Consider the following 12,387-nt stretch of genomic DNA (forward strand, 5'->3'; position numbering starts at 1 on the left):
CTCAGCGGTCGTAGTCGACGGTCACCTTGTCGGTGACCGGGCGGGCCTGGCAGGTGAGGACGTAGCCGGCGGCGAGCTCCTTCTCCTCCAGGGCGAAGTTGCGCCGCATCTCCACCTCGCCCTCGGTGACCAGGGCGCGGCAGGTGCCGCAGACGCCGCCCTTGCAGGCGAAGGGCAGGTCGGGGCGGGAGCGCTGGGCGCCGTCCAGGATCGAGCGGTCGCGCGGAAGGGTGAGGGTGCTGCCGCGTCCGTCGAGGACGACGGTGACCTCGCTGCGCTCCCCAGCCTCCCCGGTGCCCTCGCCGTCGGCGCCGTCCCAGTCCTCGTCGCGTTCGGCGAGCGGCTCGTCCTCGGCGTGGAACAGCTCCTGGTGCACCCGCCGGGCGGGCACCCCGAGCTCGGCGAGCAGGTCCTTCGCGGCGGCGACCATGCCGAAGGGACCGCACAGCCACCAGTGCCCGACCTCGTGGACGTCCACCAGCGCGGCCAGCAGGGCGCGCACCCGCTCCGGGTCCAGGCGGCCGCTGAGCAGTTCGGCGTCCCTGGTCTCCCGGGACAGGACGTGGACCAGCTGGAAGCGGCCCAGGAAGCGGTCCTTGAGGTCGGCCAGCTCGTCGGCGAACATCACGGTGTCGCTGCGGCGGTTGCCGTAGAGCAGGGTGACGGTGGAGCGGCGGTCGGCGTCCAGCACGGAGGCGGCGATCGACAGCATCGGGGTGATGCCCGAGCCCGCCGCCAGGAGCACGTGGTCGGCGGGGGCGGCGAGATCGGGGGTGAACAGGCCCGTCGGGGTGAGCACCTCCACCTCCTCGCCGGGCCGGGCCTCGCGCACCAGCCAGCGGGAGAACAGCCCGCCGGGCACCTCCCGCACGGCGATCCGCAGCGGGCCGCCCACGGGGGCGCAGATCGAGTACGAGCGGCGCTCGTCGACGCCGTCCACCACCTTGCGCAGCGTCAGCGTCTGCCCGGGCCGGAAGGCGTAGGCGGCCGCCAGGTCCTCCGGCACGGCGAAGGTCACCGCGACGGCGTCCTCGCACAGGCGCTCCACCCGCTCGATGCCCAGCCGGTGGAACAGCGGGCGGCGGGCGGCGGGGGTCTCGGCGGGGGTCTCGGCGGGAGTCTCGGCGGCGGACGCGTCGGCGGCCGGGATGGCGGTCGCGTCGGCGGCCGGGGTGGCGGCGGAGGCGGGCATTCAGATCTCCTTGACGCGTTCGAAGGGCTCCCGGCAGGCGCGGCAGCGCCAGAGCGCCTTGCAGGCGGTGGAGCCGAAGCGGGACAGCTCCTCGGTGTCCGCGGCGCCGCAGTGCGGGCAGGGCACGGGGGCGGCGGCGACCGCCGCGCGGGTGGGGCCGAGGGTGAGCGGGACCGGGCCGGCTCCGGCGGCCGCGGTCGGGCGCGGCGGGGCGATCCCGGCCTCGGCGAGCTTGCGGCGGCCCTCGGCGGTGATCAGGTCGGTGGACCACGGCGGGTCGAGGCGCAGCCGCACCCGGACGTCCCGGTACCCGGCGGCGCGCAGTCGGCGGTCCACGTCGGCGGCCATCTCGGCCACGGCGGGGCAGCCGGAGTAGGTCGGGGTGAGCCAGGCGGTCACGGTGCCGTCGGGGTCGTCGGTGCCGTCGGGGTCGTCGGCCTCGACGGCGGCGAGGACGCCGAGATCGGCCAGGGTGAGCATGGGCAGCTCGGGGTCCGGGACGGCGGCGGCGACGGACCAGGCCCGGTCGGCCCGGTCGGTGCGGTCCCGTCCGCCGGGCCGGCTCGCGGTGGCGGGGGTCGGGGCCGGGGCGGGGACCGGGGTCACCACGTCGCCCCCGGGTGGGCGCGGGCCACGACCTGCAGCTCGGCGAGCAGCGGGCCGAGGGCCTCGGTGTGGACACCGTCCCGGCCGCCGCGGCCGAGCACGGTGGCCAGCGGCGCCGCCTCCGGCACGGTCAGCCCGGCCTCGGCGAGGACGGCGCCGAGCGAGCGCAGTACCGGTTCGCGCAGCGTCGCCGGGTCCGCCCCGCCCGCGCGCAGCTCCGCCGGGTGCGCGGTGAACAGCTCCTCCAGCAGCGGCCAGACGGCGTCCAGCCCGACCTGCATCCGCCGCGCCGAGTGCGGGGTGCCGTCGCCCAGGCGCAGCGTCCAGGCGGTGGCGTACTCGCGGTGGTAGGCGAGTTCCTTGACGCCCCGGGCCGCGACCGCGGCCAGCACCGGGTCGGGGTGGGCGCTCAGCGCCTCGTAGAGGGCTCCGCGGGCGGTGGAGAACAACAGCAGCCGGGCGATGGAGTACGCGAAGTCGCCGTTGCCCGTCTCGACGAGGCGCACGTTGCGGAACTCGTGCTCCTCGCGCCAGTACGCGAGGTCGTCCTCGGTACGGCCGGTGCCGTCCGCCTGGCCGGCCCGGGTGAGCAGCAGCCGGGCCTGGCCGAGGAGGTCGAGGCCGAGGTTGGCGAGGGCGACCTCCTCCTCCAGCTCGGGGGCGCGGGTGCACCACTCGATCAGCCGCTGGGACAGGATGAGGGCGTCGTCACCGAGCATCAGGCAGTAGGCGGCGAGGTCGGCTCCGTCCAGGCCGGCGGGCAGGGCGGTGTCCACGCCGAGCAGCGGGTCGGCGAAGCCCGTCCCGTAGGCCCAGCGGCCCTCGCCCTCGGGGCCGGGGGTGGCCTCGACGAGGCTCAGGTAGACGTGGTCGTCCTCGGTGGCTGTGGTGGTGTTCTCGTGCACGGTGGCTCCCCCGTCAGATGTGCGGGACATCCTCGGGGATGTCGTAGAAGGTCGGGTGGCGGTAGACCTTGTCGCCGCTGGGCTCGAAGAAGGGGTCCCGCTCGTCCGGGGTGGAGGCGGTGATCGCGTCGGACCGGACGACCCACAGGCTCACGCCCTCGTTGCGGCGGGTGTACAGGTCGCGGGCGGCGAGCAGGGCCATGCGGTCGTCGGCGGCGTGCAGCGAGCCGACGTGGACGTGGTTGAGCCCGCGCCGGGGGCGCACGAACACCTCGTACAGCGGCCAGCCGGCCTGGGATCCGGTCACTTCGCGCTCTCCTGTTCGACGGCGGCCTGCTCGGCGGCTTGCCCGATGGCTTGTTCGGCGGCCTGGTCTGCGGCCTGTTCGGCGGCGCGCTTGGCCGCGTACGCCACGGCGGCCTCGCGCACCCAGGCGCCCTCCTCGTGGGCGGTGCGGCGGCGGTCGACGCGCTGGGCGTTGCAGGGGCCCTGGCCCTTGATGACCCGCATCAGCTCGGACCAGTCCGGCTCGCCGAAGTCCCAGCCGCCGCTCTCCTCGTTCCACCGCAGCTCGGGGTCGGGGAGGGTGACGCCCAGGTGCTCGGCCTGCGGGACGGTCATGTCGACGAAGCGCTGCCGCAGCTCGTCGTTGGTGTGGCGCTTGATCCGCCAGGCCATCGAGCGGGCGGTGTTCGGGGACTCGGCGTCGGAGGGGCCGAACATCATCAGCGAGGGCCACCACCAGCGGTCCACCGCGTCCTGGACCATCCGGCGCTGGGCGTCGGTGCCGCGCATCAGCGTCATCAGCAGCTCGTAGCCCTGGCGCTGGTGGAAGGACTCCTCCTTGCAGATCCGCACCATCGCGCGGGCGTACGGGCCGTAGCTGCAGCGACAGAGCGGGACCTGGTTGCAGATCGCGGCGCCGTCGACCAGCCAGCCGATCACGCCGACGTCGGCGAAGGTGAGGGTGGGGTAGTTGAAGATCGAGGAGTACTTCTGGCGGCCGCTGATCAGTTTCTCGGTGAGCTCGGCGCGGTCGACGCCGAGGGTCTCGGCGGCGGCGTAGAGGTAGAGGCCGTGACCGGCCTCGTCCTGGGCCTTGGCGAGCAGGATGGCCTTGCGGCGCAGGGAGGGGGCGCGGGTGAGCCAGTTCCCCTCGGGCTGCATGCCGATGATCTCGGAGTGGGCGTGCTGGGCGATCTGGCGGATGAGCGTCGCCCGGTAGGCGTCGGGCATCCAGTCCCTGGGCTCGATGCGCTGCTCGGCGGCGATCACCGCCTCGAACCCGTCCTCCGGCGTCTGCGCGGGGACGGCCTCGGCCACCTCTGCTGTCACCACGATCCCCTCTCGTTCCCGCTTCTGCGGCGCCCGGCGCGCTCCGCCGGGGCGCCGACCGACTGACCGTTCGGTCGGTACCATTCTGCGTGGCGGGGCGGCGGGATGGCAAGGAGCTTCCGAGGGGCGGACAGACAGATGACAGCTGACGGATTTCGTCAGCTGTCATCTGTTCCCTGTTATCCGTTATCCGTTACTCGTGATTCGTCGACTGCAATCCGTCGACTGAAATCCGTCGGCTGTTCGCCGCCCGCCCCGGCCGTCAGCCCTCCGCCCGGTCGCGCAGCCTGGGCAGCGGCACCGCGAGCAGCGCGGCGAGCAGGGCGATCCGGGGCGCGAGCTGATCGAGGCGGATGTGCTCATGCCGGGCGTGGGCCCCGGCGCCGACGGCACCGAAGCCGTCCAGCGTCGGCAGCCCGCGCGAACCCGGCAGGTTGGTGTCCCCCGCCCCGCCCGCCGGGGCGCCGTCCAGCTGCTGCCCGAGCACGGCCGCGAGCGAACGCACGTGCCGCAGCAGCGGGTTGCCCGTCCGCTCGGGCCAGGCCGGACGGCTCGAGAGCACCTCGGTGCGCACCCGCGCCCCCGGGCGCAGCGCGGTGAGCCGGGCCAGGTTGTCGAGCGTACGGCGCTGGGCCTCGACGGTGGCGAACCGCAGCCCGAGCTCGGCCTCGGCCCGCCCCGCGACCACGTTGGCCCGCGAACCCCCGCTGATCCGCCCGGCGTTGAGCTCGGTGCCGGGCTGGCGGGCGAGGCCACGGACGAGGACGAGCTGGTCGACCAGCTCGTCCACCGCCGAGACCCCGTCGTGCGCGTCGTTGCCCGCATGCGCCTCCCGCCCGGTGACGGTCAGCCGCACCCGGGTGCTGCCGCGCCGCGCGGTCTTGAGCCGCCCGTCCGGGTGCGGCGGCTCCAGGCCCAACACGGCCGCCGCCCCGCGCAGTTGGCGCTCGACCAGGCCGCGCCCGTCCGGGCTGCCGACCTCCTCGTCCGAGACGACGATCAGCCGGACGGTGCGGTGCGGGCGCTGCCCGAGGTCGGCGAGCAGGGCGAACGCGCCTTCCAGGACGGCGAGTCCGCCCTTCATGTCGACCACGCCGGGGCCGCTGAGCAGTCCGTCCTTTTCGGCGACCGGCCAGTCGGCGAGGGTGCCGACGGGCCAGACGGTGTCGTGGTGGCCGACGATGAGCAGGTGCGGCAGGGACTCGTCCTGCCCCGCCCACTCCAGGACGAGATGGTCCCCGGCGGGACCGGGCTCGCGGCGGGCGGTGGCGCCGGTGGCGCGGAATCCGGACGCCAACTCCTCGGCGAGGGCGTCGAGTCGGGGCGCGTCCCCGCTGGGCGACTCGATCCGGGCCAGGTCGGCGCAGCGGCGTCTGACGGCCCCGGAGAGGGTGCGGGCCCGGGCACTGAGCGCCTGCGGCAGCCCGGGCAGTGCCTTGGTGACCGTCGCGGCGGAGACGCCGGAGGGGGTGTTGGCCGTCGGGGCGGGGGCGGTCTCGGTGACGGCGTCCGGTGCGGCCGGCGACCCGAGGATCTGGGGAGTCAACGCACGCCTCCGCCGGTGCGGCCTGTATTCAGCGGCCGCAGCGGCCGCCCGCCCCCGCCCGGACGCGTGGCCCGGCCGAGCCCCGCCGGGAGACCGGGGCGACCTACGGCCCCTCGGTACGGCCCGTCTGGCCCAAGTGCGGTGGAACGGCTGGGCGGCGTGCTTGACATTGCGTCCTCCTCGCTCGATCCGGTGGCCCCGGTCTGCCCGGAGCCCCGTGGACGGCGGCCTGCCGGCGACGGGCGCAGTGGCCGTACCGTCGCAGGGAAGCCGAGATGTGAGCCTAGAAGAACCGTCCGGTTTCCTGCGAGGTGGCCCTGCTCCCAGCGTGCCGGTTCCGGACCGCCCGTCCCCGGTGCCCGTCGGGGGACGGCGGCGGGTGCGAGGCGCGCGGGACCGGCTCGGCGCGCGGGCGCGGTCATCGGATCACGCCCATCTCCAACGATGGACCCACCGCCCGCGATCGGCAGCGCAAACGGCCAAGGCACGGTATTTCCACGCCGGATGGGTGACATCGGCTCAGTCCGCGATACGAACCCGGGGCACGCCGACCGCGCGGGGAAGCACGCTCCCGCGCCGGGGGAAGGCGTGCGGACGGCGCGCAACGACGCTGGAGCGACGCGTGCGACGCCGGGCACTCTCGGGGCGAACCACCGTCGAACCTCGGCCGAATCCCGACCCAATCGAAGCCGAACCGCGACCGAATCGAGGCCGTTCGCACACCTTTGCAGCGGGCCTCGCGCCGGGGCCGTCGCGCGGCGACGGTCGGCCGGCGCTCAGGCGGCCGTCGTCCGGGTCCCGTCGTTCAGGCCCCGCCGCTCAGGCGCCATCACTCAGGCGGCATCACTCAGGCACCGTCGCTCAGCCGCCGTCGTTCAGGCCCCGTCGCCGAACAGCCCCGCGTCGCGCGCCAGCAGCGCGGCCTGGACGCGGTTGCCGACGCCGAGCCCGGTGAGGATGCGGCTCACGTGTGCCTTGACGGTGCTCTCGCGCATCCCGAGGGCGCCCGCGATCTCGGCGTTGGAGAGGCCGTCCGCGAGTTCGCGCAGCACGTCCCGCTCGCGCGGGGTGAGCCCGGCGACCCGGCCCCGGGCGGCGACCGCGCGGGGTGCGCCCGCCCGGTGGTAGCGGTCGATCAGGCGCCGCGCGGCCGCCGGGTGCAGCATCCCCTGGCCACTGGCGACCACATGGACGGCCCGGGCGATCTCCGCCGGCGGGGTGTCCTTGAGCAGGAAGCCGTCCGCGCCCGCCGCGAGCGCCTGGTACACGTATTCGTCGAGGTCGAAGGTGGTCAGGGCGATCACCCGTGGGGCGTCGGGGAGTTCACGCAGGCGACGGGTCGCGGCGATGCCGTCGAGCCGGGGCATCCGGATGTCCATCAGGGCGACGTCGATGCGCTGGGCCCGGGCGAGCTCGAGGGCCTGGAGACCGTCCGAGGCCTCGGCGACCACGGTGAGCGCCGGATCCTGGGCGAGCAGGTCGACCAGGCCGAGGCGGACCAGCGCGTCGTCGTCGACGACCATCGTGCGGATCATGCGGACTCCTCCGGGTGCGGACGCGGGGCCGGGCTCGCGAACGGGCGCGGGGACGGGGAGGGGAGCGGCGACGGCGAACGCGGGGACGGGCGCGGGCGCGGGCCGGGAGCCCCGGCACCGCCGCCGTCCGTGCCGCCCGCCCGGCCTGGCACCGGTGGCGGGCGGCCGGGCGAGGGCAGCCGGGCGGAGAGCCGGAAGCCGCCCTCGCCGTCGGGTCCCGCGTCGAGGTGCCCGCCGAGGGCGCCGACCCGCTCGGTGAGCCCGACCAGGCCGTACCCGCCGCCGCTGCCGGAACCGTCCGGGAGGGTCTCGCCGGGGCCGTTGCGCACCTCGACGGTGGTCGCCGGGGCGCCGTACGCGACCCTGACGGTGACGGACGCGGCGTGCGCGTACTTGCGGGCGTTGGTCAGCGCCTCCTGGACGAGCCGGTGCACGGCCAGCCGGTGGGTGGTCGGGACGGCCTCCGGGTCGCCGGAGAGCGCCAGTTCGACGCGCTGACCGGCCTGGGTGGCCTCGCCGACGAGCTCGGTGAGGTCGCGCAGGGCGGGCGCCGGGACGCTCGGACGGCCGGACGGGACGGCGGGCCCGGGCTCGCCGTCCGGGGCGGTGGGCGGGTCGGCGCGCAGGGCGCCCAGGACGTCGCGCAGGTCGTCCAGCGAGCGCGCGGCGGTGGTGCGCAGCAGTTCGAGGCGGTGGGTGAGCCGGTCCTGGTCGGCGGCGACGGTGCCGGCCCTCGCCTGGTCGCGCAGCACCCCGGCGTGCAGCACCAGCAGGCTGAGCCGGTGGGCCAGCACGTCGTGCATCTCCCGTGCGATCCGGGCGCGTTCGGCGGCCCGGGCCTGTTCGGCGCGCAGTTCGCGCTCGCGGCGCAGCACGTCGACCTGGTCGTGCAGGGTGCGGATCAGCACCCGGCGGCCGTGCTGCCAGAGCCCGAAGGACAAGGTGGCGGCCTGGACGAGGAGTTGGGAACCGGTGGTGCCGGCCCAGCCGATCACCGAGTCCGCGCCGGTCGCGCTGAGCACGGCGATGACGGTGCCCCCGGCCATCGCCGCGCCGGGCCGGCCGAGGTAGGCGAGGTGGTAGACGCTCAGCAGGCCGGGCAGGGCGCGGTTGAGCAGTCCGGCGGTGAGCACCGGCAGGACGGCGGAGACGACGGGGTAGCGGCGCGCGAGGACCAGGGAGAGGGCGGCGAGACCGGCGACGACCGTGCCGGGCACGCGCATCGGCCCGCTCGCGTGGAGCCACTGGAAGACGGACTCCTCGGCGGCGAGGCCGAGGATGCCGAGCAGCAGCAGGGTCTCGCTCCAGGGGCGGCGCTGCGGGCCGTACCAGCCGAGCAGACCTGCGCGCACGGGCCCCTCCCCTCATCCTCCGCCACTGCCCGGTCGTGTGCGAGCGTGAGCTCGATGCTAGGGCGCGTACGGGTGCGGGCGCCCCGGACTTCCGGGCGGACGCGCCCTCGACTTTCGTCGGGGGTCGGCGCCGCTCGTCGGCCGATCCGGTGCGGACGAGGACTTCCTAGCGTCGTTCCCATGACGAACGAGCTGTCCCTCCCCGGCCCCAACTCCGCCTCCTCGCACGCCGGTTCGCCGTCTGCCTCGCCGGCCCCGTCACTCCTCGCGCCCTCCGGCCGGCCGCCGGGCGAGGACCATCTGCTGTTCCTCGCGGAGGCGCTGCGCACTTTCCACGACACGGGTGCGCTGGCGCCCAGTGGGCCGGATCTGGTGAACGCCCTGGTGGTGCCGGTGACGAGCCGGCCGAACCGGCCGCTGTCGGTGCTGGAGGTCGGCGCCGGGACGGGGGTGGTGACGCGGCGGCTGACGCAGGTGATGCGCCCGGGCGACCGGCTGCACGTGGTGGAGGCCAACCCCCGCTTCGCCGAACGGCTGCGGGAGGACCCGGTGCTGGCGACGCGCAGGCCCGGGATCGAGCTGCGGCTGTCGACGTGCCGGGTGGAGGAGCTGGAACCGCGGGGGGTGCTGGAGGGGCCTCGGGAGCGGTACGACGTGATCGTCTCCGGTCTGCCGTTCACCAACTTCGAGCCGTGCACCGTCCGGCAGATCCTCGACCTCTACCTGCGACTGCTGGTGCCCGGCGGCGAGTTGACGTACTTCGGCTACCTCGGCACGACCACGGCCCGGATGCTGACCTCCGGTCCGCGCGAGGGGGCGCGGCACCGTGCGGTGGTGCGGCTGCTGCGGCGCTTCGAGGCGACCTACGGGCTGGGCTCGCGCACGGCCTGGCGCAACCTGCCGCCGGCCCGCGCCCATCTGCTGCGGGCGCCGGGCGGGCGGGAGGACTGGCGGCAGGCCGTGCGCGAGGACCTGGGCGAGGCCGTACACCAGGACGTGCCGCCGACGCCCGGCGAGTAACAAGTAACAAGTAACAAGTAACAAAAAACAGATAACAGCGAACAGATTTTGAAATCTGTTCGCTGTTCTGACAGAGTTGCCCCCAGGTCGCCCACCGACCACGCCATCCGGCGCCGCAACCGATCTGGAGTCCTCCTTGCCTTCGATCAACCGCACCGCTGCTCAGCGCACCCTCGGCACCAACGGCACCAACGGCACCGCCCCGCTCACCACCTCCGCCCTCGGCCTCGGCTGCATGGGCATGTCCGACCTGTACGGCCCGGCCGACGAGGCCGAGAGCATCGCCACCGTCCACGCCGCCCTGGATGCCGGCGTCACCCTCCTGGACACCGGCGACTTCTACGGCATGGGCCACAACGAGTTGCTGATCCACGAGGCGCTGCGCGGCCGCGACCGCGAGAGCGTGCAGATCAGCGTCAAGTTCGGCGCCCAGCGCGGCCCCGACGGGATGCCCGTCGGCTACGACGCGAGCCCGGCCGCCGTCAAGGCCTCCCTCGCCTACACCCTGCGCCGGCTGCGCACCGACCACGTCGACGTCTACCGCCCGGCGCGCCTCGACCCGAAGGTCCCGATCGAGGAGACCGTCGGCGCCGTCGCCGAGATGGTCCAGGCCGGATACGTCCGCCACATCGGCCTGTCCGAGGTCGGCGCCGACACCCTGCGCCGCGCCGCCGCCGTCCACCCGATCTGCGACCTCCAGATCGAGTACTCGCTGCTCTCCCGCTCGATCGAGGACGCCATCCTGCCCGCCGCCCGCGAACTGGGCATCGGCGTCACGGCGTACGGCGTCCTCTCCCGCGGCCTGCTCAGCGGCCACTGGCAGCAGGGCCGCGAGCTCGCCGGCGGCGACTTCCGCGGCCTCAGCCCCCGCTTCCAGGGCGACAACCTGGCGCACAACCTCTCCCTGGTCGAGGCGCTGCGCGAGGTCGCCGCCGCGAAGGGTGCGAGCGTCGCCCAGGTCGCCATCGCGTGGGTCGCCTCGCGCGGCCAGGACATCGTCCCGCTCGTCGGCGCCCGACGCCGCGACCGCCTCTCCGAGGCCCTCGGCGCCCTCGACGTCAACCTGACGAACGCCGACCTCACCGCCATCGAGGCCGCAGTTCCGGCGGGATCGGCCGCAGGCGATCGATACGCCGCCGCGCAGATGGCACTGTTGGACAGCGAACGATGACCGGCCCGCCCGGCCCCGCACGACTCAAGGACGGACCCGCGTGACCATGGAAACCACCCTCACCGCCGAGCAGATCCTGATCGCGGCAGAGGACGTCTTCCGGCGATTCGGCCCCACCAAGGCCACCGTCGTGGACGTCGCCCGCACCCTCGGGGTCAGCCACAGCAGCGTCTACCGGCACTTCCCCAGCAAGACCGCCCTGCGCGAGGCCGTGAACCAGCGCTGGCTCGACCAGGCCAACCGGGAACTCGCCGACATCGCCGACGACGAGAGCCAGGGCGGCGCCGCCGAGCGCCTGCACCGCTGGCTGCTCACCCTCTTCCGCACCAAGCGCCGCAAGGCCCTCGAGGACCCGGAGCTGTTCGCGACCTTCGCCGTCCTGACGGAGGAGAACAGCGCCGGCATCGAGGAGCACATCGAGATCCTCATCTCCCAGATCGCCCGGATCTTCCAGGACGGCGTCGAGGCCGGCGAGTTCAAGCTCGCCCACATCCAGACCACCGCCCGCGCCGTCTTCGACGCCACCGCCCCGTTCCACGACCCCGCCTACGCCCCCGACTGGTCCGGCCCCCAGGCCGAAGGCCGCTTCGAAGCCGTCTGGACCCTCATCCTCGACGGCCTGCACACCACCGGCTGAGACGCCCCGAGTGACGCACCCCGCCTGACGCACCCCGCCTGACAGCTCCCGACGCGGCGCCGGCGACCGGATCGAAATCCGGTCGTCGGCGCCGCGGTCCTCCGGCAGACTGCCGCGCACAGTCGATCTCACATGGAGGATGACATGCGCGGCACGGCCGACCCGGCACTGGACAGCCTGCAAGGGCTCGCCCTGGGCGACGCCTTCGGCGACCGCTGGTTCTCCGTGCCGGCCGACGAAGCCCCCGCCGCGCTGGCCGCCCGCCTGCCCAGGCCCGCGCCCTGGCCCTGGACGGACGACACCGCGATGACGCTCGTCCTCCTGCGACACCTGAGGACGCACGGCGAGGTCCGACAGGACGCCCTGGCCCGGGAGTTCGCCGCCGAGTACACCGGCACGCCCCACCGCAAGTACGGGCCCTCGATGCGCCGGGTCCTGCGCTCCGTCGACGCCGGGGAAGACTGGCGCGCCGTCACCTCGTCCCAGTTCGGGGGCCAGGGCTCCTACGGCAACGGCGCCGCCATGCGGGTCGCGCCGCTGGGCGCCTGGTTCGCCGACGACCTCGATCGGGCGGCCCAGCAGGCCGAGCTCCAGGCGCTCACCACCCACTCCCACCCGGAGGCCGTCGCCGGCGCGGTGGCCGTCGCGCTCGCGGCGGCAATCGCCGTCCGCAGTCGCGGTGACGTCGCGCCGGAGCGGGGCGAGTTGCTGACCGAGATCGCCGGACGGCTGCCGGAGAGCGACGTGCGATCCGGGCTGCGGACCGCCGCGCGGATGCCCGCCGGCACCAGCGTGCGGCACGCCGCCGCCGTGCTCGGCTCGGGGCTGCTGCTCTCCGCGCCGGACACCGTCCCGTTCGCCCTCTGGTCCGCCGCCGGGCACCTGGACAGCCTGCCCGAGGCCCTCTGGCAGACCCTGGAGGGCTGGGGCGACCGGGACACCACCTGCGCGATCGCCGGCGGCGTGGTCGCCGCCCGCACCGGGACGGCCGAGGTCCCGGCCGCCTGGCTCACCGCCCGCGAGGCCCTGCCGGAGTGGGTCGACGAAGCGACCCCGACGGCCGGATGACGACGGGATCACGCCGGGAC

At 74.9% G+C, this 12,387-nt stretch carries 12 protein-coding genes; 4 read left to right on the plus strand and 8 right to left on the minus strand.

Features of this window, described 5'->3' with window-relative positions:
• Position 1: 1 nt before the first annotated feature.
• The 8 genes from paaE to ACIBCA_RS08495 all read right to left on the minus strand — a co-directional run bounded on the left by paaE (position 2) and on the right by ACIBCA_RS08495 (position 8,471).
• Positions 2–1,192: a 1,2-phenylacetyl-CoA epoxidase subunit PaaE gene (paaE, locus tag ACIBCA_RS08460; RefSeq protein ID WP_396282072.1), complete on the minus strand. Its 1,191-nt coding sequence runs from the start codon at positions 1,190–1,192 to the stop codon at positions 2–4.
• Positions 1,193–1,801, minus strand: a complete 609-nt coding sequence (gene paaD / locus ACIBCA_RS08465; protein ID WP_396282073.1) for a 1,2-phenylacetyl-CoA epoxidase subunit PaaD — start codon at positions 1,799–1,801, stop codon at positions 1,193–1,195.
• Positions 1,795–2,733 carry a 1,2-phenylacetyl-CoA epoxidase subunit PaaC gene (paaC, locus tag ACIBCA_RS08470; protein ID WP_396282074.1) on the minus strand — a complete coding sequence of 313 codons (939 nt, stop codon included), beginning with the start codon at positions 2,731–2,733 and terminating at the stop codon, positions 1,795–1,797. The genes paaD and paaC overlap by 7 nt, the downstream gene beginning before the upstream one ends.
• Positions 2,717–3,010 carry a 1,2-phenylacetyl-CoA epoxidase subunit PaaB gene (gene paaB, locus ACIBCA_RS08475; protein WP_031065061.1) on the minus strand — a complete coding sequence of 98 codons (294 nt, stop codon included), beginning with the start codon at positions 3,008–3,010 and terminating at the stop codon, positions 2,717–2,719. Before paaB ends, paaC begins: the two co-directional genes overlap by 17 nt.
• The gene (gene paaA / locus ACIBCA_RS08480) at positions 3,007–4,122 is read right to left on the minus strand and encodes a 1,2-phenylacetyl-CoA epoxidase subunit PaaA (RefSeq protein WP_396282075.1); all 1,116 of its coding nucleotides are present in this window, start codon (positions 4,120–4,122) and stop codon (positions 3,007–3,009) included. Before paaA ends, paaB begins: the two co-directional genes overlap by 4 nt.
• 178 nt (positions 4,123–4,300) lie before the next feature.
• On the minus strand, positions 4,301–5,584 hold the full coding sequence (locus ACIBCA_RS08485; RefSeq protein WP_396282076.1) for a M20 family metallopeptidase: 1,284 nt from the start codon (positions 5,582–5,584) through the stop codon (positions 4,301–4,303).
• Between the two features lie 875 nt (positions 5,585–6,459).
• Positions 6,460–7,119: a response regulator gene (locus ACIBCA_RS08490; protein WP_396282077.1), complete on the minus strand. Its 660-nt coding sequence runs from the start codon at positions 7,117–7,119 to the stop codon at positions 6,460–6,462.
• A complete protein-coding gene (locus tag ACIBCA_RS08495) occupies positions 7,116–8,471 on the minus strand; it encodes a sensor histidine kinase (RefSeq protein WP_396282078.1) in 1,356 nt (451 codons plus the stop codon). The genes ACIBCA_RS08490 and ACIBCA_RS08495 overlap by 4 nt, the downstream gene beginning before the upstream one ends.
• Before the next feature lie 180 nt (positions 8,472–8,651).
• Here ACIBCA_RS08495 and ACIBCA_RS08500 point away from each other — a divergent pair, with 180 nt between their 5' ends.
• The 4 genes from ACIBCA_RS08500 (at position 8,652) to ACIBCA_RS08515 (ending at position 12,367) form a co-directional block, all read left to right on the plus strand.
• A complete protein-coding gene (locus ACIBCA_RS08500) occupies positions 8,652–9,491 on the plus strand; it encodes a class I SAM-dependent methyltransferase (protein WP_396282079.1) in 840 nt (279 codons plus the stop codon).
• Between the two features lie 136 nt (positions 9,492–9,627).
• Positions 9,628–10,662: an aldo/keto reductase gene (locus tag ACIBCA_RS08505; RefSeq protein WP_396282080.1), complete on the plus strand. Its 1,035-nt coding sequence runs from the start codon at positions 9,628–9,630 to the stop codon at positions 10,660–10,662.
• A gap of 46 nt (positions 10,663–10,708) precedes the next feature.
• The gene (locus ACIBCA_RS08510) at positions 10,709–11,299 is read left to right on the plus strand and encodes a TetR family transcriptional regulator (RefSeq protein ID WP_396282399.1); all 591 of its coding nucleotides are present in this window, start codon (positions 10,709–10,711) and stop codon (positions 11,297–11,299) included.
• 144 nt (positions 11,300–11,443) lie between these two features.
• Positions 11,444–12,367 carry an ADP-ribosylglycohydrolase family protein gene (locus ACIBCA_RS08515; RefSeq protein ID WP_396282081.1) on the plus strand — a complete coding sequence of 308 codons (924 nt, stop codon included), beginning with the start codon at positions 11,444–11,446 and terminating at the stop codon, positions 12,365–12,367.
• The last annotated feature ends 20 nt before the right edge of the window (positions 12,368–12,387 follow it).

It is taken from the genome of Kitasatospora sp. NPDC051170 (assembly GCF_044455705.1).
In the GTDB taxonomy this organism is placed as follows: Bacteria; Actinomycetota; Actinomycetes; order Streptomycetales; family Streptomycetaceae; genus Kitasatospora.

Excerpts from the sequence above, each read along its gene's own strand:
- ACIBCA_RS08510 (WP_396282399.1), top strand. The coding sequence starts at position 10,709 with ATGGAAACCACCCTCACCGCCGAGCAGATCCTGATCGCGGCAGAGGAC.
- ACIBCA_RS08515 (WP_396282081.1), top strand. The coding sequence starts at position 11,444 with ATGCGCGGCACGGCCGACCCGGCACTGGACAGCCTGCAAGGGCTCGCC.
- ACIBCA_RS08500 (WP_396282079.1), top strand. The coding sequence starts at position 8,652 with ATGACGAACGAGCTGTCCCTCCCCGGCCCCAACTCCGCCTCCTCGCAC.
- ACIBCA_RS08490 (WP_396282077.1), bottom strand. The coding sequence starts at position 7,119 with ATGATCCGCACGATGGTCGTCGACGACGACGCGCTGGTCCGCCTCGGC.
- paaA (WP_396282075.1), bottom strand. The coding sequence starts at position 4,122 with ATGGTACCGACCGAACGGTCAGTCGGTCGGCGCCCCGGCGGAGCGCGC.
- paaC (WP_396282074.1), bottom strand. The coding sequence starts at position 2,733 with ATGTCCCGCACATCTGACGGGGGAGCCACCGTGCACGAGAACACCACC.
- paaE (WP_396282072.1), bottom strand. The coding sequence starts at position 1,192 with ATGCCCGCCTCCGCCGCCACCCCGGCCGCCGACGCGACCGCCATCCCG.